This window comes from Photorhabdus sp. CRCIA-P01, assembly GCF_003545805.1.
Taxonomy (GTDB): domain Bacteria; phylum Pseudomonadota; class Gammaproteobacteria; order Enterobacterales; family Enterobacteriaceae; genus Photorhabdus; species Photorhabdus antumapuensis.
On the sequence record NZ_NMQR01000025.1, the window covers coordinates 34,302 to 57,006 of the forward strand.

At 40.6% G+C, this 22,705-nt stretch carries 20 protein-coding genes, 2 pseudogenes and 1 riboswitch; of the genes and pseudogenes, 6 read left to right on the top strand and 16 right to left on the bottom strand.

Translation table 11 applies throughout. The features are described 5' to 3' along the window. Window positions 1–3: 3 nt before the first annotated feature. The 3 genes and pseudogenes from D3222_RS15135 (at window position 4) to D3222_RS15145 (ending at window position 1,885) form a co-directional block, all read left to right on the top strand. Window positions 4–1,164: a glutathionylspermidine synthase family protein gene (locus tag D3222_RS15135; protein WP_118986894.1), complete on the top strand. Its 1,161-nt coding sequence runs from the start codon at window positions 4–6 to the stop codon at window positions 1,162–1,164. 157 nt (window positions 1,165–1,321) lie between these two features. After that, window positions 1,322–1,504, top strand: a pseudogene (gene tssD, locus D3222_RS26480) (type VI secretion system tube protein TssD); the annotation flags it as partial. 132 nt (window positions 1,505–1,636) lie between these two features. Continuing rightward, entirely contained in the window at window positions 1,637–1,885 is a 249-nt protein-coding gene (locus tag D3222_RS15145; RefSeq protein WP_118986895.1) for a CopG family ribbon-helix-helix protein, read from the top strand. A gap of 184 nt (window positions 1,886–2,069) precedes the next feature. Here the strand turns inward: D3222_RS15145 and ygiD are convergent, their stop codons facing one another. Together ygiD and ribB are read right to left on the bottom strand one after the other, a co-directional pair. Further along, the gene (ygiD, locus tag D3222_RS15150; RefSeq protein WP_118986896.1) at window positions 2,070–2,855 is read right to left on the bottom strand and encodes a 4,5-DOPA dioxygenase extradiol; all 786 of its coding nucleotides are present in this window, start codon (window positions 2,853–2,855) and stop codon (window positions 2,070–2,072) included. Between the two features lie 319 nt (window positions 2,856–3,174). Further along, window positions 3,175–3,828, bottom strand: coding sequence for a 3,4-dihydroxy-2-butanone-4-phosphate synthase (ribB, locus tag D3222_RS15160; protein WP_118986898.1), 654 nt, complete (start codon window positions 3,826–3,828; stop codon window positions 3,175–3,177). A gap of 153 nt (window positions 3,829–3,981) precedes the next feature. Beyond that, window positions 3,982–4,159, bottom strand: a riboswitch (FMN riboswitch). Window positions 4,160–4,296: 137 nt separating this feature from the next. Here ribB and ubiK point away from each other — a divergent pair. Next, a complete protein-coding gene (ubiK, locus tag D3222_RS15165; protein ID WP_118986899.1) occupies window positions 4,297–4,584 on the top strand; it encodes a ubiquinone biosynthesis accessory factor UbiK in 288 nt (95 codons plus the stop codon). Between the two features lie 69 nt (window positions 4,585–4,653). Here ubiK and D3222_RS15170 read toward each other — a convergent pair whose 3' ends face one another. The 14 genes from D3222_RS15170 to D3222_RS15235 form a co-directional block, all read right to left on the bottom strand. Beyond that, window positions 4,654–5,322: a DUF799 domain-containing protein gene (locus D3222_RS15170; protein ID WP_118986900.1), complete on the bottom strand. Its 669-nt coding sequence runs from the start codon at window positions 5,320–5,322 to the stop codon at window positions 4,654–4,656. Continuing rightward, window positions 5,319–5,678, bottom strand: a complete 360-nt coding sequence (locus D3222_RS15175) for a DUF4810 domain-containing protein (protein ID WP_118986901.1) — start codon at window positions 5,676–5,678, stop codon at window positions 5,319–5,321. The genes D3222_RS15170 and D3222_RS15175 overlap by 4 nt, the downstream gene beginning before the upstream one ends. Before the next feature lie 21 nt (window positions 5,679–5,699). Continuing rightward, complete coding sequence (locus tag D3222_RS15180; RefSeq protein WP_118986902.1) at window positions 5,700–6,371, bottom strand: CsgG/HfaB family protein; 672 nt, start codon at window positions 6,369–6,371, stop codon at window positions 5,700–5,702. A 459-nt stretch (window positions 6,372–6,830) separates the two neighbouring features. Further along, window positions 6,831–8,255: a bifunctional D-glycero-beta-D-manno-heptose-7-phosphate kinase/D-glycero-beta-D-manno-heptose 1-phosphate adenylyltransferase HldE gene (gene hldE, locus D3222_RS15185; protein ID WP_118986903.1), complete on the bottom strand. Its 1,425-nt coding sequence runs from the start codon at window positions 8,253–8,255 to the stop codon at window positions 6,831–6,833. Window positions 8,256–8,339: 84 nt separating this feature from the next. After that, on the bottom strand, window positions 8,340–11,225 hold the full coding sequence (glnE, locus tag D3222_RS15190) for a bifunctional [glutamate--ammonia ligase]-adenylyl-L-tyrosine phosphorylase/[glutamate--ammonia-ligase] adenylyltransferase (RefSeq protein WP_118986904.1): 2,886 nt from the start codon (window positions 11,223–11,225) through the stop codon (window positions 8,340–8,342). A 16-nt stretch (window positions 11,226–11,241) separates the two neighbouring features. Then, entirely contained in the window at window positions 11,242–12,180 is a 939-nt protein-coding gene (locus tag D3222_RS15195) for a CYTH domain-containing protein (RefSeq protein WP_118986905.1), read from the bottom strand. 310 nt (window positions 12,181–12,490) lie between these two features. Then, window positions 12,491–13,231, bottom strand: coding sequence for an NADPH-dependent oxidoreductase (locus D3222_RS15200; protein ID WP_118986906.1), 741 nt, complete (start codon window positions 13,229–13,231; stop codon window positions 12,491–12,493). Between the two features lie 89 nt (window positions 13,232–13,320). After that, a complete protein-coding gene (locus D3222_RS15205; protein ID WP_118986907.1) occupies window positions 13,321–14,154 on the bottom strand; it encodes a hypothetical protein in 834 nt (277 codons plus the stop codon). Further along, window positions 14,151–15,851, bottom strand: a complete 1,701-nt coding sequence (gene asnB / locus D3222_RS15210; protein WP_118986908.1) for an asparagine synthase (glutamine-hydrolyzing) — start codon at window positions 15,849–15,851, stop codon at window positions 14,151–14,153. Before asnB ends, D3222_RS15205 begins: the two co-directional genes overlap by 4 nt. 8 nt (window positions 15,852–15,859) lie before the next feature. Next, window positions 15,860–16,978 carry a hypothetical protein gene (locus D3222_RS15215; RefSeq protein ID WP_118986909.1) on the bottom strand — a complete coding sequence of 373 codons (1,119 nt, stop codon included), beginning with the start codon at window positions 16,976–16,978 and terminating at the stop codon, window positions 15,860–15,862. A gap of 1 nt (window position 16,979) precedes the next feature. Beyond that, window positions 16,980–18,203, bottom strand: coding sequence for an MFS transporter (locus tag D3222_RS15220; RefSeq protein WP_118986910.1), 1,224 nt, complete (start codon window positions 18,201–18,203; stop codon window positions 16,980–16,982). Window positions 18,204–18,212: 9 nt separating this feature from the next. Beyond that, complete coding sequence (locus D3222_RS15225) at window positions 18,213–18,995, bottom strand: hypothetical protein (RefSeq protein ID WP_118986911.1); 783 nt, start codon at window positions 18,993–18,995, stop codon at window positions 18,213–18,215. Window positions 18,996–19,021: 26 nt separating this feature from the next. Further along, entirely contained in the window at window positions 19,022–19,849 is an 828-nt protein-coding gene (locus D3222_RS15230) for a multinuclear nonheme iron-dependent oxidase (protein ID WP_157975342.1), read from the bottom strand. A 1-nt stretch (window position 19,850) separates the two neighbouring features. Then, window positions 19,851–20,708 carry a hypothetical protein gene (locus tag D3222_RS15235; RefSeq protein WP_118986913.1) on the bottom strand — a complete coding sequence of 286 codons (858 nt, stop codon included), beginning with the start codon at window positions 20,706–20,708 and terminating at the stop codon, window positions 19,851–19,853. A 765-nt stretch (window positions 20,709–21,473) separates the two neighbouring features. Here D3222_RS15235 and D3222_RS15240 point away from each other — a divergent pair. Beyond that, window positions 21,474–21,729 (top strand): annotated as a pseudogene (locus tag D3222_RS15240) (transposase); the annotation flags it as partial. Window positions 21,730–22,077: 348 nt separating this feature from the next. Continuing rightward, window positions 22,078–22,698 carry a TIGR04211 family SH3 domain-containing protein gene (locus D3222_RS15245; RefSeq protein WP_112878319.1) on the top strand — a complete coding sequence of 207 codons (621 nt, stop codon included), beginning with the start codon at window positions 22,078–22,080 and terminating at the stop codon, window positions 22,696–22,698. Window positions 22,699–22,705 lie beyond the last annotated feature (7 nt).

Here is a 22,705-nt window from a genome sequence, read left to right on the forward strand (position 1 = left end):
CGGATGAAACGCATTGCTATCACTGAGCGCCCGGACTGGCGCGAGAAAGCGACAGAATATGGTTTTAATTTTCACACCATGCATGGCGAGCCATACTGGTGTGAAGATGCTTATTACCAGTTTTCTCTTGCTCAAATTGAAGAAATCGAGAATACCACTGCCGAGTTGCATCAGATGTGTTTGCAGGTGGTAGAGAAAGTCGTCGACAGTGAAGCACTGTTGACTAAATTTCAGATCCCAAAACATTGCTGGGATTTTGTCCGCAGTTCCTGGATTACCAGCCAGCCGTCACTCTATTCCCGGTTGGATTTGGCTTACGATGGTAAAAGCCCGGCAAAATTGTTGGAAAATAATGCCGATACGCCAACTTCACTGTATGAATCCGCTTTTTTCCAATGGATCTGGTTGGAAGATCAGATGAATGCCGGTTTGTTGCCAGCACATGCCGATCAATTCAACAGCATGCAAGAACAATTGATTGAACGCTTTGCTCAGTTGCGTGATGAACATGGTTTTGGCTTACTGCACATGGCCTGCTGTCAAGATACGCAAGAAGATCGCGGTACCATTCAGTACTTACAGGATTGTGCGCTGGAAGCCGGTGTTCCGACTGAATTCTTGTTTATCGAAGAGATCGGTCTAGGTGAGAAAGGCCAGTTTACTGATCTGCAAGACCAGGTGATCAGCAATCTGTTCAAACTCTATCCTTGGGAGATGATGTTTCGTGAGATTTTCGCTACCAAACTGGAAGATGCCGGCGTCCGCTGGTTAGAACCTGCCTGGAAGAGCATTATCTCCAACAAAGCATTACTGCCAATGTTATGGAAGATGTTTCCGAATCATCCAAACCTGTTACCCGCTTATTTTGCTGATGATAACCATCCAGCAATGGACAGCTATGTTATTAAGCCGCTGTTCTCACGGGAAGGGGCGAATATCCGTATCATTGAGAATGGTAAGGAAATTGCCAGTGCTGATGGCCCTTACGGTAAAGAAGGCATGATCATTCAGCAATTCCATACGCTACCAAAATTCGGTGACAATTATACGCTAATTGGTAGCTGGCTGGTAAATGATCAGCCTTGCGGTATTGGTTTGCGGGAAGACAGTGAACTCATAACTCAGGATTTATCTCGCTTCTATCCACATATTATTTTGGATTAATATCCAGACAAGGGAGGAATGAGGAAGATCGTAAAATACCGCAAATTCCTCCCTTGAAAACCCGATGAAAAAACATTGTACCCTTACAAGCTTATAAAAAAGGATAAATAATATGGCGAACACAATATATTTAACCATCACAGGTAAAAAGTAAGGGCTGATATCCAGCGGTTGTTCTACCTATGATTCCATCGGAAATAAATATCAAACTGGTCATGAAAATGAAATTTATGTTTACTCATTTGATCATGATATCAGCAGGTAACAAAATGTTAATCACTCACCTATTTCAATCACTAAACCAATAGATAAATCCTCACCGCTATTAGGTAATGAAATTTTTAGTGGTGGAACATCAATACATTTTCACGCAATAAGCAAGCAAAGCTCTGTCACCTATCATGCCTTAAAAAGCAAAGAATCTGACCGTTATTGATGCCATAGTGGTCAATAACGATTATTGGGAGTTCTTATGTCCATATCAGCAAAACAGACGATTACCGCGCAAATACCTATCAAACTAGCTACAGCCATAAACGACTTAGCCAAAGAGTTAGACCGCTCAAAATCGTGGATCATTAAAGAGGCTCTTACCTCAATGATTGAGGAACGTGAGCGTCGCCACCAAATGATTTTGTCTGGCCTTACGGATGTCGATACAGGCCGTATTGTTAGCCATTCAGATGTTATTAATTTCGCATCCAAGCTAAAAACATCATAAGCATGGAAATTTATTGGACACTCAAAGCCCAAGAGGATTTGGAGCGCATCTACCTCAACAAAGCCTGCATCCATTAATTTATGGGCGCAGCCCTTTCCGCGGACAAGGTGGCGATGATCTCGCCGCCGGAGGTCCTAACAAAAGGGTAAAAAACTTCAACCAATACAGCACAAAAATTGACTATTTAACCAACTTGCACAGATAACATACTCAATGACCCGGACTCAATACCATCAACAGGAACGGAAACCGTCTCTTTTCCATCCCACGTCCCCATGATATACAGCAACGGCAAAAAGTGCTCAGGAGATGGGTTCGATAATAGGCCATCTTCTCTGTCCAATGCATGAATCAAAGGGTAAGGTTGCTCATAACTGGTAAGGTTATCACGCACATAATGGTTAAATGATTCCGCCCAAAGGTATGGTTCAGCATGAGGTTCCTGCCGCTTCGTGGCACGAAGATTGTGTACAACATTACCACTCCCCAAGATCAACACACCTTCATCTCGCAAAGCAGACAACTTTTTGCCTAATTCGTAGTGGTACGTCGCTGGCTTGGCATCATCTATACTCAGTTGAATCACAGGAATATTGGCCTGAGGATACATCTTAATCAGAATACCCCAAGTCCCATGATCCAATCCCCACTGATGATGATCGGCATAAACTTCCACAGGTTCCAGCATCTCTTGTACTAAAACCGCCAGTTCAGGTGATCCCTTCGCCGGATACTGAGTTTCATGCAATTCCTGTGGAAAGCCACGGAAATCATGGATAGTCTTCGGCTGAGTCATGGCTGTTACCGCTGTACCATTAGTGTACCAATGAGCAGAAATCGCCAGAATCGCTCTGGGTACAGGCAGCCTTTCACCAAGTTCACGCCACACATTAGTATAGCGATTTTCTTCCAGTACGTTCATTGGGCTGCCATGACCAACAAACAGTGCCGGCATTCTGGAAATATTCATAACGACCTCTCACACCAAATATATACCCTTCATCTTTCAAGCTGCTGCTTTGTTGGCTACTTTCACTCACCCCAGTCACATCGTTATCTATGCTCCTGGGGATTCGTTCACTTGCCGCCGCGCTGCAACTCGAAATCTATTAGGTATAGGTAATTTTAATACTTGCGGACAGGTTACGCCTTTCAGATAAGTAAAACAGTGGGCTAAAGATGATAGAGTTTTTCAAAAAAACTGAAAAGCCACAGCTTGCGCAAACTGTGACTTTAGAGAATGCGTACGTTATAACCGATATTTCAGCCGATTATCAGATAATTACGTTTCAACTGGCTTTCTGATCCACTGCCTGACAATAAGCCACCAAATCTTCAATGGTTACCACCGGCATATCATGCAGTTTCGCAAATTGCACCACCTCAGGAGTACGTGCCATTGAGCCGTCATCATTGGTTAATTCGCACAATACACCTGCTGGTTTAAAACCGGCCAAACTGACTAAATCAATGGTTGCCTCAGTATGCCCTTGACGAACCAACACACCACCTGGTTGGGCACGCAGTGGAAACACATGTCCCGGTCGGTTCAAATCACTTGGCTTGGCATTATCTGCAATCGCTGCACGAATGGTCGTGATGCGGTCAGCCGCGGAAACCCCCGTCGTTACTCCCTGAGCGGCCTCAATGGTTACGGTGAATGCAGTCTGGAATGGGCTAGAGTTATTTTCTACCATCATGGGCAATTGTAATTGCTGGCGGCGCTCTTCTGTCAGACATAAGCAGACAATACCACTGCCATGACGGATAGTCAGCGCCATTTGCTCTACGGTCATTGTTTCGGCCGCAAAGATGATGTCACCTTCATTTTCACGATCTTCGTTATCCAGCACCATCACCCCCTTTCCATCACGCAAAGCGTTAATGGCGTGTTCAACACGTTCTGATGATGTGCCATATTCAGAAAGTAGCGTCTGATTCATGGTAAAGAAACCTCATTAAAATTTATGGATTACCAGAATCAGGGCGGTCTTGAGGAGTTCTCGCCATGGCACAATATTCATAACATAATATTCATAACACAATATTAAATGTCATAGCCGGAACAACAGACGAGCATAGAGCTCGACAGATGCCGTTATTCTCTCCCATCCGGACTATCACCGTCGGCTCCAGAATTACACTGGATCTGCTGACCTCCGCTTTATCGTGAAGATAACCACAAACGGAGCGCTCGCGGGCTTCACCATGCCACCCGAAAGATGGATTGATGTTTACCGCCGGTGGGGACTTTCACCCCGCCCTGAGATAAGCCAGTGAACTATAACGCTAATATTTGCCGGCGGCAATCAACAAAATCAAATGTGAAACCTGGCTCACAATGGTTTGTGGTTTTACTATCTGGTATTACACTATTCGGAAATTATTTATGTCATAAAAAAGGATGCATCATGCTCGATCCCAAAAAAATTGAACAAATTGCCCGCCAGATCCAAGATTCTTTACCAAAGGGGGTTAAAGAGTTTGGTGGTGATGTAGAGAAAAAATTACGGATGATTTTGCAATCCCAACTTGGCAAGCTTGATTTAGTGAATCGTGAAGAATTTGATATTCAAACTCAGGTTCTGTTACGTACCCGTGAAAAATTGACCGCGATGGAACAGCGTTTAAATGCACTAGAAGCGAAGTTTGAGAATAATAATGCTCCATCTGCTAATAACACAGCAAAAGAAGAGTAATTATTACCACACATAAAAACAACCGTGATAATGAGCAGATATCACATTCTGCTCATTATCACATCCACATTAATTAGAGATTAAATGCTGTTCTTTACCATAATGCGCAGAACGTGGGCCATAAAGCAAACTATGACTACCACCAGCTGTCAGTAAGCGATTACTTGTAATGCCAGCAATCTCATGACCTTTATCCATAATGGTATTAGCAATTTGTGAAACTACAGCAGATACCAACATGCCAATAAGGCTATTCGAACTGCTTTGATTTTCAGTCGATGAGGCAAATGCCCGTCCATGCCACAATTGTTTTCCATTACGCAAATCCACCAGCTTCGCTGAAGCCGCTACACGAGTATCGCTGTTAATAATCTGATATTGCGTACCATATTCTTCAATATCCAAATAGAGCGCCGAATCCGCACCAAAAATATCATGCAACTTTTTATAACTAATATTCTGAACATCCTGTGCCGCTGTCACACCATTTTGCTGAAATGTCTCTTCCACAACAGCAACCGGAAAAACGTAATAGCCCGATTCCGCTAATGGATATGTCACATGAGAAATTAGGCTGTGCCCTGCTTTAACTTCCAGAGATTTGTTTACCGCCGGCAGAACCAGAATGGATTTGGGTTTGCTTTCTTTAAATGCAGTGTAATCATAAGGGACAGATTTACTACACCCTGTCAGCACAAATGCCGCCAATAGACTTAATGCGACGAGAATACGGTTCATTGCATAGTTCCTTTATTTTTACTTAATAGAAAATCCATAAATGGCGCTGACTCAGGAAACAATTTTTTCTCTATTTCAAACTGATGAAATGCTTCTGGAACACGACCTGTTTTGCTATAAAGCAAGCCCATCTGTGCATGCAACCCAGGCGGTACAGGTTTATCTTTCGCTTTCGCTCTTTCAATCACTTGCTGCAAAGCCTGTAATTGCTCCTCAAACCCCATCTTATCCTGCTGATAATACTGATAAACTGTAGGCTGGTATTTATCCCACTCATAAATTGTTTTTGGCTGGGTGACGCAACCCGCTAAGGTCATGGCTGCCAGCAATAAGCCCACTTTTTTCATTAACATCATGAATATATATCCCTATATTTCTTAATTAGATGGCTTCCATGCACCGGTTTCAATACTTTCAACCAGACGGTTTACTGCTTCACGAATGGCCAGATCCAGTACCTTACCATTCAGTGTGGAATCATAGCTGGCAGTGCCACCAAAGCCGATAATTTCACGGTTGGATAATTTATACTCCCCTGCCCCTGCCACAGAGAAAACCACTTCGGAAGTTTCTACGTTCACCACATTCAGCATAACTTTAGAGTAAGCCACCTGTGATTTACCACGCCCTAACAACCCCCATAACTGATGATCACCCACTTCTTTGCGGCCAAATTCAGTCACGTCACCGGTAATAACGTAAGCAGCACCTTTCAACTTCTGCGATTTACCTTGTAAACCCGCTTCTGCTTTCAGTTCCGCCATATTCGTACGTTCCAGCACCGTAAAGCGCCCCGTCTGCTGTAAGTGCGAGACTAAAATCGTTTTAGATTGATTACCAAGGCGATCAACTCCGTCGGAGAAAATGCCATTTTGATAACTGGAACGGTTTTCAAACTTACCAATCGCAATTGGACTACGAACACCTTGATATACCGTATTATAAGAATTAACTTTTTGTATCTGGACGGTATTAGAAGATTCAGTTGTACACCCTGCTAATATTGCCGAAGCCAAACAAATTGAAGATAAAATCAACTTACCTTGCATAAGAACTTATTCCTGCGTAAAAAATTCATCCGTTTATCTACTAACTTTAAGATGTAAAAGTTGTAGATAACATATTTCATTAAAAAATCATTTATATCAGAAATCATTATGAATAAGCCGACGTTACGTGACCAGCATTTTATGCCACAAAGATAAAAAACTATCTGTTACATCACATTTCTTCTGGTTAATCCCCCACCTATCAGAGAATAAAATTATATTAACTTAAATTATTATAATATCATATCGTCAATTATATTACTCGCACCCGATATTACAAATATCCACATTATTTATGATGAAATATCACTCAACTCAGCACGGATTAAATAAAAAATAGCCGGGAAGATTTCATATCTTGCCCGACTTTCATTCTAATAATATGATCAAATAAATAATTTACAGTGATCAATGCAATAATATCTTCTGGCTATTTTCAATGACAAGCTAAAGCATTATTTACTGATTTTTAATTACCTTGATGATATTGGTTGTCGAAATACCATCTTCAAAGTTCAACACTTTGACTTTTCCGCCCGCAGCCCAAACTTCTTCACTACCAGCAATTTCTTCCGGTTTATAATCGCCCCCTTTTACCAATACATCAGGCAAGACATCCGCAATCAATCGCTGTGGTGTATCCTCTTCAAACGGCACAACCCAATCCACAGCGCCCAGGGCAGATAACACAATCATTCGTTGCTCTAATGGATTAACAGGACGGTTCTCACCTTTCAGCCGTTTAGTTGATGCATCACTGTTAACAGCAACAATTAACCGATCACCCAGTTTACGGGCATTCTCCAGATAAGAGACATGACCTGCATGCAGAATATCAAAGCAGCCATTAGTCATCACGATCCTTTCACCGCGTTGACGAGCATTAAAAACAGCCTGTTTAAGCTGAAATTCGGTCATCACACCGAAACCCGTTTCAGCGCGTCCACGGATAGCATTCTCCAGTTCAATCGGCGAAACGGTCGACGTTCCCAGTTTGCCAACCACCACCCCCGCGGCAGCATTCGCCAGGAAACAAGCTTCATTCAGTGGCTTTCCAGCCGCAATCGCCGTTGCCAGCACGCCAATAACCGTATCACCGGCACCCGTAACATCAAACACTTCCTGCGCCTGCGTAGGCAAATGCAGTGGTGGTTGATCAACACTCAATAAACTCATCCCCTGTTCAGAACGGGTGATCAGTAATGCCTGAAGATCTAAATCTTTAACTAGCCGGGTACCTTTCTCAACCAATTCATTGTCATCTTTGCAGTGGCCCACGACCGCTTCAAATTCAAACAAATTTGGCGTTAGCAAAGTTGCACCACGATAACGCTCAAAATCACTACCTTTCGGATCGATTAATACCGGGACTTTGGCCGCGTTTGCCAGTTTGATCATTTCCTGAACCTGACTTAGCGCACCTTTGGCGTAGTCAGATAGAACCAATGCCCCAATATGAGGTAACGCCTGTTCAATGCGCTCAAACATTGGCTGCGCATCGACGTTATCGAAACCTTCTTCAAAATCCAGGCGAATTAACTGCTGATTACGGGAAAGTACCCGTAGTTTAGTAATTGTCGGATGGGTCGGCACAGAAACAAAATCACAACGCACCTTAACTCTGCCCAGTTTCTCACTCAGCGCACGTGCTGCGTCATCAATCCCAGTCAAACCGATTAAATGTGAATTTGCCCCAAGAGCCGCAATATTCATAGCAACGTTGGCAGCGCCTCCCGGACGCTCCTCAATGGTATTGACTTTTACAACAGGCACCGGTGCTTCCGGTGAAATCCGGCTGGTTGGTCCATACCAGTAGCGATCTAACATAACATCACCGACGACTAAAACCCCTGCACAGTGAAAATCCGGGAGTGTCATTTTCATCCCTTGCTCCAAACATTAGATATTAGTTGGTGCCAAATATTATCATACGCCTGGGAAATCCCTACACCAAACCGATAAAACCCGTTATTGTTCCCCCAACCACTGGTGCCAACTACAACGTACCCGTTCCTGTTGCTCACTGAAACAGTGGGTTGATACTCGACTGGAAAGCGTCTGTAACGCCAGATGATGTAATTCATCACGCATAGAAACGTAAGCCTGTGTTAATGCGGCTGCCTCATCTTCATCCATAATGTCATAAGCCGCCATTAATTGAAAAATCCGCACATTATCCGACCAACGTACCAAACGCTCATTTTCAGCTGCGTAGCGAAGCACCAAATATTGAGCGATAAATTCGATATCTGTGATTCCCCCCGAATCAGCTTTAATATCAAATTGATCTGAATGGTGACGACCTAAATGTTTATGCATCTTTTCCCGCATTTCCCTTACCTGCTGGCGTAACAAAACGGGTTCTCGTCGCGTACATAACGTCTGATGGCGTATCCGCTCAAAATCCCGATGCAAGTTTTCATCACCAAATACCATACGAGCACGTACCAACGCCTGATGTTCCCAAGTCCACGCTTGATTCTGCTGATAATCAGCAAACGCACCGATGGTACTGACTAACATGCCTGATTCCCCTGAAGGACGCAGACGGACATCCACGTCATACAACACTCCAGAGGAGGTTCGAGCACTGAACAAGTGCATAATTCGTTGGGCAAGACGCAAATAAAATTGCCGGGCATCAATCGATCGATCACCATCGGTCATTACATCCATCGGGCAATCAAGCAGGAAAACCAAATCAAGATCAGAACTGTAACCCAACTCCCAACCGCCCAATTTGCCATAACCAATCACAGCAAATCCCCATCCCTTCCGCTGACTCAGATGTGATGGAACACCATAACGTTTTGCCATTTTCCCCCACGCCTGTAGAACAACCGCTTCAATAATCGCTTCCGCCAGATAAGTGAGATGATCACTGACCTTCATCACCGGCAACACACCCGTGATATCTTCCGCCGCAATCCTCAGTAATTGCGCCTGCTTAAACTGGCGGAGTGCCTCTAATTGCTGCTCTTCATCATCTTCAGGTATCCGCAACAAATATTGTCGCAATTCATCCTTGTAGGCATTCAATGGCAAAGGTTCATACAGAAATTGAGGATCAAGCAGCTCATCCAACAACAATGGGTGACAGGCAAGCTGAGTCGCGATCATCGGTGAAGCCGCACACAACCGGATAACATGTGTCAGTACAGCGTCCGATTCCAATATCAGTTCCAGATAAGTTGTACGGCTGACAATACTTAACAACAACGGAATAACCCGCTCTAGCACTATATTAACATCCTGATTATTAACATCTTGATTATTGACATCCCGATTGGCATCTTGCCGTAAACAGACTTTTGCCAACAAACGTGGCATCAGATGGTCGAGCACATCACGCCCACGAGGGCCAATGGTTCTTTTGCCCACATCATGACGGAACACAGAAATAATATGCAATATCTGCTGAGCAATCACTTCACCCAAGTGCGGAGCGAGTATGATTAACTCTTCTTTTTCGAGATTTTCCAGCCACAGACTTTTAAATGGCACATGACCAGGTTCCTCTTCACTATTATCACTGTCATCGCCAATTAATTGCGTAAAAATAGCCCGAACAGCGCCCATCTTGCCGTTTAATTCAATTACCAGAGCGTCCCAACTTTCAAATCCCATGCCCCACGTCAGTCGTGAACGATTCAGCTCATCTTCTGGCAGAGTCTGAGTTTGTTGATCGTTAATTGACTGTAAAAGATTTTCTAGCCGCCGCAAAAAGAGGTAACCTCCAGCCAGTTGTTTCACCTGCAATGGTTGTAAAAGCGCCAACTGCGCTATTATCTGAAGAGTTGGTAACAACGCCTGAGATTGCAAACACAGTTCACGTCCACCACGAATCAGTTGGAATACTTGAGCGATAAATTCAATTTCACGGATACCACCAGCACCCAGTTTGATATTGTCTTTCAAGCCACGGCGACGCACTTCCCGTTCAATCATGCCTTTCATATTTCTCAAGGATTGGATCACACTGAAATCAATGTAACGGCGAAAGATAAACGGTCTCAGCATCCGGCGCAGCTCTTCACCATACGCTTGGTTGCCCGAACCCATAATCCGTGCTTTCACCATTGCATAACGTTCCCAATCACGCCCTTGCTCTTGATAGTAATCTTCCAGTGCAACAAAACTAAACACCAATGGGCCACTATCACCGAACGGGCGCAAGCGCATATCTACCCGATACACAAAACCATCCACAGTTTGCTGATCGAGCACTTTGATAAGACGCTGCCCCAGGCGGGTAAAAAACTGGGTGTTATCCATTTCACGCCGGCCACCTTGGGTCACGCCGTTTTCAGGATAGACAAAAATCAGATCAATATCAGAAGAGAAGTTCAACTCACCACCGCCCAGTTTTCCCATACCGAGAATTAACAGCGGTTGTGGGTCGCCCCGCTCATTACAAGGCGTTCCCCAATCCTGACAACAACGCTGATACAACCAATCACGGGCAGCAATAATCAACGTTTCAGCCAACATACTAAGCTGTTGCAGTGTCTCCTGAGTCGTAATGCTATGTAGCGCCTGCGACCAGGCTGTTCTGACCAGAATCTTGTTACGGAACTGGCGTAAAACCTGCATGAGGGTATTTTCATCCTCTACTGATACGAGTAACTGTTGCAGCCATTCAGCATATTGATGCCACTCCTGCGCTTCAGGTGGATGTTGGCGGATCTCAGCTAACCATTCAGGATGAGTTTGCAGGTTTTCAACAACAAAATCACTCAGTGATAATATGGCCTGCTCATGAGCAGCAACAGGCTCAACGTTCAAAGTCAGTTGATGAAAATGTTCAGTCACACGCTGTAACTGGGCCAGAAGCGGAGTTGAAAGTGGCAACATAGAGAATTCCTGTTATTTAAGCGGAGAGATTGATTAACCACATAGTCAGTGCCAACTTACATTGCAAATAGAGTGAGCTGTGACATAGCGTTTCAGCTTCTGTTTCCGTATCCAATAATTTCTGGTTAATAGCAACTAATTGGTTATCCAACGGTTCCGGCTCACTAGAATATTCGATCATCTGCTGAATCAAAGTTAGTATTTGCTTTAAACCATCCCAACCGTCTGACAAACCGGCCAACCAACGTTCCTCTTGCTCCTGCCAATGTACCAGTATTGCCGTGAGTACCGCAGGCAATGACTGCTGCATATCAATTTCTATCTGAGTTGAAAGTAAAACTGCCTTTGGTTTGCCCTGAGCTAACTGATAACCACGAGCCGCTTTGCTTCTATTTCCTTGCCGCAAGCCGTTTGATTTTGCCAACTCAACCGCCAACGCTAATACATCGGCTATAGTTCCTTGCTTTAACTCCAGTTCAAACTCACAGATTGGCTCATTACGGTCTGCTGCAACAATTTCTCCTTGATCGAGCACTACTTCAATCTCACTTTGTCCATAAGTCACCACCCACTTCTCACGCATAAAGTCAGTACTGAATAACGCCTTCAAACGGGATTGCAATGCTTCCACATCACAATTGTCAGGCCAGATGTGCGGTGGAAACAGAGTCAATGCCAGTTCCGGCTTAGCTAATGGCACATTATATTCCGGCCGCTGATGCAAACCTCCAACCACCTTACCGGCTGTTTTAATCGTCATCTCATATTGATCATCAAAACCACGGATCCGCAACCCCATATCAAGACCGCGCAGTTGGTTATCCGGCGTTTCAAAATAGATATTGTTCAACTTTTGGGGAGAAAAATAGTCATGAGGAAATAACAATAATTGCTGACGAATTGCAGGAATAGCTTGTGGTTTGGCGATAAGTTTTAATTCGATTTCTACACTCATATCTGCACCATTGATGGCAATCTTTGCCCTTCATCTTACCTTGATTTAGCTTTTTGCTACGAATAAAAAGCGGTTTTCATCAGGTAAGATCACCCTGGATGTTAACCCAAGAAAGTTGTGCTTATCGTTGTATGCGCAGACACAGATTGATGACCATCTCAATACGATGGTCAAATAGGGAGTCCTTAAAATATTACTTTTCATCAACCAGATTCCAACACAAGTTGCATTCAAGGCAATTGATTTTTCGTTCCGTTGCTCCTCAAACCCCAATTTTATTTGAGGTATAGAAAATAAAATCTCACATAGGTTATTTGTCCAGTTTGAAACCCTGCTGCTGAATGGTAGAAAGTACATTCGGGTAATAGATATTTTGGTAATAATTGGCGGTATTCGTGCTCCAATTGTTACCGTTGCTACGACCGATATGATGCCAGTACGCCATTAGCGTTTTGTCGTACTGTTCAATCGCTTCTGGCAAGAGTTCACCGCGATAACGTTCGTCATGGCAGAAGCTGTTAAGTGGCAAACGCGGTTTCTGCTGTGCGGCGATATCGACATAACCGATCACGATACCGGCCACGGGAAAAGTCAGTTCCGGCAATTGCAGGAGGTCAATCATCGCTTTTGGATCACGGCGAATACCGCCGATCGGCACGATACCCAAACCGTAAGAACGGGCTGCGATCATCAATGCGCCTAGTGCGATACCAACATCAGTTGAACCTGAGATGAGGCTTTCAATACTCTCATGCGCGACCTGCTGTTTACCGTTCATAGCCATACCGAGACACGTTTTGTGCATGTCCAGCACTATGGTGATAAATATCGGTGCCTGAGCAATCCACGGCTGACCACCAGCCAATTCTGCGATCCTGGCCCGGCGGCGCGCATCACGGGTCACCACCAGTGACACCTGCTGTGAATTCATCGATGTCGGTGCGAGATGTGCAGCTTTAATAATACTAGCCAAAATATCTTCAGGAATAGGTTTGTCGAGATAACTGCGTTCACTACGGTGCGAAGTGAGTAGTTCAATTGTCTGATTCATAATAATTCTGTGAATAAGTGAATTAAGGTTTACTCAAATGTGTAATGGCATTATTTGCCATAAGATATATTGCAAGTAAATTAGTGTTATTACTGACAGGCAATATCTCCAGGCAAAGTCAGCGTGATATTTTTTTCTCTATGTAGCTGCTGAAAAAAGGATAGCTGCTGTTCTAGATACAGTAAACGATGAGGTCTGCCGATAACCGGAGTATGCAGCGGAAAAGCCACTACCGGTGACATATTCTGATTGGCGATAAGAGAAAGCCCGTCAATATAATCCCGCATCGACTGAAAATAATCTCCGGTCGTTAGGCTCTTAGCGCACAGTGATGGAGTATCGTTAACCTCAATGTTATAAGGTACGGAAACCAATGTTCCATGATTACAGGTAATTTTTGTACGAAAATCTGAGCAAGACCAATCAAGCGTATAATAAAAGCCAGACTCAGACAACGCTTTGAGTGTATATTCATTACCGTTAATCCAAGGAGATAACCAACCTTCCACAGAAACGCTGAAAAAATCTTCCAGCGTATTCTTGACTTCCTTAATATAGTTAATTTGCTGATTATAGGTCAGTTCGTGAAAATAATCGGTATTAGTTTTTCCATGAGCCACGATCTCAATATTTTTATAAGATTGTAGCGCTTTTGCCAGAAAAGGATATTTGATGACTATATTGGAATTAATCAATAAAGCTATCGGAACCTGATGAACGGCAAACCTTTCCAGAATATTAAACATCCCCTCATAAAGCCCATACATTCTCCATGAGTGATTTTTAAAATCAGGCGAAAACTTCACATTGGTATATCCATGACCTAAACCGCTGGGTTCACTGTCTTCTATATTAAGTGCAAAGTATACAAACGTCCTTTTTTCATTGTGACTAAGCGGAAGATATTCAATATATTTTATCATAAACACTCCTGATAAACATTCTTATACCACAAATCAAAAACCTTCACAGACCAGAGTTTATTAAAATCATGCATATTCCAATCCTCCACTCGCAGACATTTATTTTTAAGATCATCAAGAAAAAGATAATCATGTACGACTGAATTTTTATCAAACAGAGGCAAGGCAAAATAATTAAATATTTCTTTATTTTTTAGAAAGTGAAATTGAAAAGTAAATGGCTGTTTTTTACGGTAACTAATTTCATGTCCGAGATAGGAGGAAAATATTTTACGTAGCAAATACTTACCAATACCATTCTGAAACTTATCCGCAGAAGAAACCAAAATGGCTAGTTGCATATGGGTCGGATCTAAAAATGGGCTTCTTGTTTCAATACCGTTTTTCATAAAAATTCTATCCATCCGAGTAAGATGATAATTTTTAAAACGTATTTCCATCTCCTTCCGCGTAACAGACTCAATGTCAACCGAGGGAATATTGCCACCAAAGTAATGGGCAATATCATAATCCTTAATCCGAATCTCATCCCGGGTAAATAGAATGAGTGACCGAAAATAAGCTGACCAACCGGTATTCATCAGATCGCTATAACGCGAATAACCGTACCACAGTTCGTCCGCTCCATCACCTGTAATTAAAACACGATGATTTTTATTGATTTGCTTAGCTAATGCTAAAGAATTAACAATAATAGGATCCTGTACTGGCTGCTCCATAGACAAAACGGATTCTTCCAATAAAGAAGGAATCTCATGCTCGTTAAGCAATAAAGGTGTATGTTTAATGCCATACTGACTGGCAAAGACCTTTGCTAACGGTATCTCATCAAACTTATAGCCATCATCACTGCCGATGGTATACGCGTCAAACTCAACATGACTTAACTTTAATAAATAATTAATAATTGAAGAATCTAGCCCGCCACTGAGCAGAGAAGCAATAGGACGGGAATGACGCGACCGCAAAAACACAGCATCAACCAGCGAAGCCATAACTTCCTCATCTTCAACCTGTTTCTTTTCAGTACTAAAGGAGTGATATTTTATTGAAACATGACCTCTTTTATTGCGATCAAACCATAAGAATCCCCCGGCTGGAACCTCAAAAATTCCCTTAATAAAGCTGGATTCATAGCCGGATGATTTAAACATAAAATAATCGGCAATCACATTGAAATTTAATTCAATATCTCTTTTTATCCTCATTAGCCCTAAAACGTTAGAAGAGAAAAAGAGAACGCCATTCTGAATCAAATAATAGAGAGGTTTTTTACCAAGAATATCCCTGGATAAAAAAATGTTATCGTCATCTATCATTACCAAAGCAAAGGCACCATTCAGCTCACGCAGAGCCTTAGTCAATCCCATTCTCCTTATCAAAGGAATGAGAATCTGACCATCACAGCTATTCTCCTCTAAATCGAATAGAGTATACTGCTTTGCCAGACGGATAAAATTGTATATCTCACCATTATAAACAACATGCGTTTTATTCTGAGAATACGGTTGTAATGTATGGTGGCCTTTGCCAGTAATAGAAAGTTGACTAAAAAAAAGGCTAAAATTTTCTGTTATCAGCTCAGATTTAAAATCCGGGCCTCGATCTTTAATGCTATCTTTCAGAATAGAAACGACATTATTATCTAAAAAAATTTTTTCATGGGTTAAATTAAAATAGCCAGAAATTCCGCACATTTTATTTCCTAATCGTAACTGATTTTAAAATAGCTTCCAGAGAAAAGGTCATAAGATATTTTATCTTCAATCTGATAGTTAGCCGGCCCCATATATTGGAGTAACAAAGCATTTTGAATAATATTATTTACAATATTTCTTTCTTTCAGTACCGATGGACCCAAGAAAGGTAGCAAGATTAATACTGAATCCCTGATTAAAGCAGTAGAGAGGTATTTTAAACTGAGGCAATAAGTCAGATCAAAGTATTCTCCCGATATCAGAATGCGTTCAAAACCCCGAATAAAAGCATAAAACTTATCCTCAATTTTTCTATAAACGTCTTTGTCATAGATATACTTATATTCCTGTTCCAGAGTATCAAGTAGTCTGGCAAGCAGACCTAATGCCAATAAGCCAGGATTAATTCCTGATTCATGGTTACTTATTTGTAATTTGGCACCACTCCCACGTCTGCCAAGGAAATACCGACTATCAGAACTTAGGGAAGAAAATACGATTGAACAATTTTGCGCTGATTTAAAACCAATCAGATCAAGAGGAAACAGCTTTAATTTTTCTTCAGGAAACGCGTTGGGAAGACAAATAAACGACTTTCCGCCAAATTCCTTATCATTAACGATAACATGCAGATAACAGGACTCAGAGACACCGGTTGAGATATATTTATTTCCTGATATCAAAACCTTATTACCTAAAGTATTCAGGACCGATGCTGGATTCTGCTCCCCCTCACTCCAAGAAGAAGACATCAAACGCCCACTATGATAAATATTCTGAGCAATTTCCTGGTAAAGACTCTCACTGGCATAGTTATTAAGCCGGGCCGTACATTGAAAATGAAACATGTACAGTGATGCGAGATTAACCGAATAGTAAGAGAGGTAAGGCAACAGACTAACCGCTGGTTTAAGGCCCGCATTCCTGCCACCAAGCTCAATGGGTATCATAAACAATGAAAGTAAAGATTGTCTGTTAAGGTAGTTAATCAATGTAACTGGATACTTATTTTCAAGATCCACGGCTGACATTTCATCCTTAATAGCATGAATATCACCCAATAACTCAGTGTATTCCTGATTAAATTTTTCCATCAGACAAATAACTGATGCCAATGCTTTACCCATCTCACACCACCTCAGAATTAGATGTCACTTTCCTCATCATGAACATGCAAGAGATCAGACAGATAATAGATATCACAATCAGTGATGTTAATCCGATAATGTTCTTGGTTCTGTCAATATCAAAAGTATCTATCATCAGCCCCACAACCAATACCGATATTTGATAAAAACTGGTATAACTCAAACTATGAATATTATAAACTAATGGTAAATTCGTTTCGCTACTATTATTTTGTATAAGCGTTGTATCCAATGGGATAATAATCCCTCCACAAAGCCGCATAAGAAATATAAAGATAAATATCAGATAGATATTATTTATAAACAACGCTGCCGAAAATAGTATCGCCTGAAAAAAATAGGCGATAATAAATAGAATAAAAGCAAACCTTTTTTCACCATCAAATTTAATATTGTAAACAATGATACAACCAGCCAGCATAGATACTGCCTGCACTATATAAAAAGTACTCAGTAATCTCCCTCCCGCCTCATCACTCATAAATATCACAGGCAACAAGACATTCAATGCACCGCCCACTACGCCCCAGCTCAATCCCAAAATAATAATAGAACTTAGGATAGGACTCTGCTTAATCTCATAAAAAAGTTTATAGATCATCTCATTAATTGTGACTTTTTTCTTTATTTTATCATGAAACAACGCTGAATCGCTGTTTATTCCAATCAAAAACAAACACGATCCTATATAACTGATTGCATTAAAAATAAGTGCAGTTTCGATAGAAAAGAGATTAAGCAAAAAAGCACCTATAACTGATCCCAGCCCCATAGCAATAAAAGATCCACTATTCAAAACCGCGTTAATTTTACTCCTGGTATTGATATCATAGAGCTGAGTTACCTTTTTAATATAAGAAGTCCTAAATGCTGTGCTGACAATACCAATTAGCATATTAATCAAAAAAATATAATAAATTGATTGCAACGACAGCAACATACAAAGAATCAAAATAGCCCGCAATATATCCCCATAAATCATGGCCGTTTTATTGTTGATTCCAGTCAGAAACCGGACAATGAACGGCGAAAAAAGCAGAGATGGTAAAGCCGAAGACAAAATAAAAAGGCTCACCATCAACCCGGACTTTGTCGAATTATAAATATAAAGTAATATAGAAACCTGAAACACCCAATCACCAACAGCTGAGATTGTCACAGCGGGAAATAGGAATTTCAGATTATTATCTTTAACAAAAATCATAATATCTTCCTAATCCCGGATATATTTTATAAATCCCCGCTCAATTTTATCATTGAGATCATCAATGCTATCCTTGATGTACGAAATACCAAATTTTTCAATTAGCTGTAACAATATTGTCTCATTATTATTCTCTATCAAGAAAGACAAAATATCCCCCTTGGTTAACTTAGTGAAAGAGGTCGTTTTGGGAATGCTGGGGTGTTTGACAATTAATATTTTTGCCGACTCCTCGTCTTCTGAAAAGGTAATATTTAGATAATCCTTTAACGAAGCTCTGACTTTGATAATGTCACGATGCTGTGACAATACCAACTTATCATTAACGGATAGATTTTCTATATATTCCACTGCCGGTTCATTGTAGTTAACCCAGCAGATACATGTATTTTTATAACAAAAATGAAGAAGTTCAAAAAGATAACTAGGATAGTTGTAACGAAGTAACACATCGGAAAAATAGTGATAATATTGTTTAGCATCAAAAATTTTATTCACCGAACCGGTTTTATAGAATTCAGTAAATCGCAGAGCATAGTCGTCATAGTCGAGATATTTTTTTATTTCCCGTACAAAAAATCCAAACTCGCCATCCCGACGCACAATTCTCTCTTCTTTTACCTGAAAACTTAGCTTAGAAATGCTGTTAAGATCCAAATCTTTCAGATAAGAAATTTCTTCTGATGATAAAGGAAAATCATTCAACACAGCATATTCACTGTCGATAACCTGATTCAAAAATACCTTATCACGGATCATTTTAGCCATGATATTTTGAACATCCGCTAACATAATGCCACCTCTAATGAATGAGAGTTTCAGGCAAGAAGAGTTCTGGCCCATTCAATCGTATCCCGCAGATATTCTGGCTCAGCCAGCTGTGGGGTAATAGCTTCTAGCTCGAAGAAAATAAGCGGCCGGATATCGTAGTGTTTCAATATTTGCTCCAATCGGCTCTTCAGCCAGATGTCACTTTCAATATATTCCTTTGGTGCATTTTCCATTTGTTGCTGATTATTCACATACATATGAACCTGATCGACCATAGAAAAATCTATGTGCGACAAATATTCATCAGGATCGATGTCTGTACCATATTTGTTACTGTATGCAATATTTGAAAGACTCAAATGCATTCTTGCACCAGATTCCTTAACTGTCTGATTAAAGAAATCCACCCGATTTTTTATTGATATTCCTCTCAATCCATAAGATAAAATTGGATTCTCAATCAGAATTTTTGCTGATAGTTCTGCTTGTAGCATCCTGATATTCCCTACAATCCTCTTTTTTTGCTCAGGTAATTCCGGTGGAGGAAAAAAGATACCAAACTCATCACCTCCCGGTGCATTCAAGATGGCATGATGTTCTGTCACAGAGTACGGCTTTACAGCTTCAACCTGTTCTTTTAGCATGCGCAATCCAGGTCTAATCGCATCACTGTCTCTCCCTAAATCCATTACCGCAGTATGCAGGCAAAAAGGCTTGCTTTTCCATTTCACAAAACGCTTCAAGCTTTCCACCTCCGTGTTAAAATGAAGGGCTAGTACTTCATAAGCATCCGATTTCCCACCACATGCTTCAAATTTTTCATCAAAGTCGATGTAATCTTGATGAAAGTGTAAAAAATAGCCTACGCCTTCCATATTAATCATCCTCAAGAAGATTAGTTGTAATTTGTGAACTGAACAGAATCTCCATACCTTCTTCTCTCAGTTCAAAAGGAAGTTCGATATGTGATTCCATATTTCTGCATATATATTTCTTTCTTTCTAACTTCATCCCGAAATATTCCAGATAACAGGATATAATATATAAGCTACTCACTGGGAATGAACGATGAAAATCGCCGTTATAGCAGAGAAGACAATGGAAAAAATTATCCTCACGTAAGAATGCTATAATCTTATAACCTAATTTATCTAATGCCAGACGTAGTAAAATTTCCTTTAATCTTTCCATAGAGCCAGTTTCAGATAAAAAGCTCCCAATATCAATTAAGCATATTTTATTGCCCGATGTAATATCTACCCTTACATTTTCAATATTATCATAGATATCATTACAATGATAAACACGATGTTTTTTTATTGTATCCATCAATAAACATTTTGATATTGAAACCAAATGACCTTTATTATTTCCATTGATATATTTTAGTATCCATGACGAATTTGTTATCTGATTAGTGACGATGCAATCTCTGTTTTTATTTATATTTTTACCTTCCAACATAGAGTATAAGTAAGAAACAACCGCAGCATTTGAGCATTCCATAGAATCATAACACATTTCACCTTTCTTGTTTTTTTGATAAAAGAAAAATGTAATGCTGTTATTCCATTCATTAACTTCAGAGACATAAACAAATTTCATATCCTGATAATGAATACCAAAAGTCGTATCTTCCATGAGGATTGTTTCATCATCAGAAACGAACAAAGTAGATGTGCCACTTCTTATTTTAACTTTCTTTTTAAAATCTAAAGCTGGACATAAAATCATTCTTACAATCCTCGTAGCATAAAATGTATATCTGCTTTATCTCAATAACTCTTCATAACATAGGATCTTACCGACCCTATGTTATTCTTCAGTCCACACTTGAAAATTGAATAAATGAGACCACCTGAATTGATATTCAATGACAGTTCATTTAAACGTTTATTGTGGTAATTTATATTTTAGATTTTAGAATATTCTTCTGTACACTACGCGCTACAGAAAAATTCATAATCTGCATATTTTTCTGTACACTACGAGCTACAGAAAAAACAGTGAAGCCACTATTTTTATCAACACTACGTGATACAGAAAACGAAGAGCTATTCATATTTTACTCCAGTTAACTAGTATAATTCGAGTTAAGTTTACAACATAAAACTTTCTGAAAATAAATTTTACACACTACCCCATCACGCTATTTTGCAATGGTTTTATAAAATTAGGTTACAAGTTTGTTAATGTCAAGTTAACCCTGTTACATGGATTTTATGTTGCATAAAACATAATTATGATTAAGGAATTTAGTCAAGCCTTCAATCCATTGAAATGATGTATTGCAGTAATTTTAAGAATCTTCAAAGAGTTATTATCACGTTATTCTGCTCGATAACTCTATTCCTTCAACTATCAAACTAAACCGATTGTCCACAAATCCTTCCAATCTTTCATTAAAAATAAAAAATTTATGCCTCTTTGCCATCAGCAGTTAATTGAAAACGGATTACTCAAACGCCAAATGATTATGGTGAACTGTTGGCCATCTTCATCACCCATGTCCGTTGCAATATGAAAGCAAAAACGTTATCACTCTGGGATAAGCTGATGTTAAGAAGGCGTTTCCTGATAGAATTGGTCGTTGATCAGCTAAAAAATATTTCTCGAATAGAGCATTCAAGGCACCATAGCCAACTCGGTTTTTTGCTGGAAGTCGTATCAGGATTAATTGCTTATACCTTCCAACCTAAAAAAACCGAGTTTAAATCTACGCGTTTATGACATTGCTATTCTTAAACAAAGCTGAGGTTACGCAATAAATTGATGCGGATAACTGGACCTGAAACGCTAAGTAAAAAGTTAAAATTTTCTCTTTTCTGAAAGTTATGATAGTAATTAGCAAAATACGTGCTGTTAAATAAGATTCCAAAATAATGCTACATCTTAATACTACTCATAATTTTATGTATAACAATGGGTTGAAGAAAGTTATGGGTAGCAGAATAATGAAACGTTATTTAAACAAACAACCAGTAAGCCCCATATTCGACCCGTTAAGATAGTTCCTATTTTGGTTTACCGATTGCTCTAGCAAACTTAACTCTTTACTATCAAATTCTAAACTCACCATAGATAAAGAACAGTTGAAATCACAATGCGAAAACTACATTTACTTCTCACGGCGCTAATAAGCCTCAGCTTTTCGCTCACTACCCACGCGGAAGGAAAGCGCTATGTATCTGATGAGTTATCTACCTACACACACGCCGGGCCGGGTAACCAGTATCGGATTGCCGGTACACTGAATGCCGGTGATGAAGTCACATTGATAAGCATCAATCGGGATAGTAATTACGCTCAAGTTAAAGATGATAAAGGCCGCCTTGTCTGGCTACCCGTTAACCAACTCAGTAATAAACCAAGCCTACGCACTCGCCTCCCAGAGTTGGAACAGGAAGTGAAAACATTGACGGAGAAGTTAGCCAATATAGACAATAACTGGAATCAGCGCACTGCCGACATGCAACTGAAGGCTGCCAATAGCAGTAGCATTGTTGCAGAGCTGAAAAAAGAGAATGAGAGGTTGAAAAACAAACTGACGGTAGCAGAAAAAAAGCTTGATGCGGCAAATCTGCAACTTGATGACAAACAACGCAATATCATTCTGCAATGGTTTATGTACGGCGGTGGTGTTGCAGGCGCTGGTTTAATCTTTGGGCTATTACTGCCACATATGATCCCTCGCCGTAAGCGTAATGACCGTTGGATGAGTTGATAAGGAA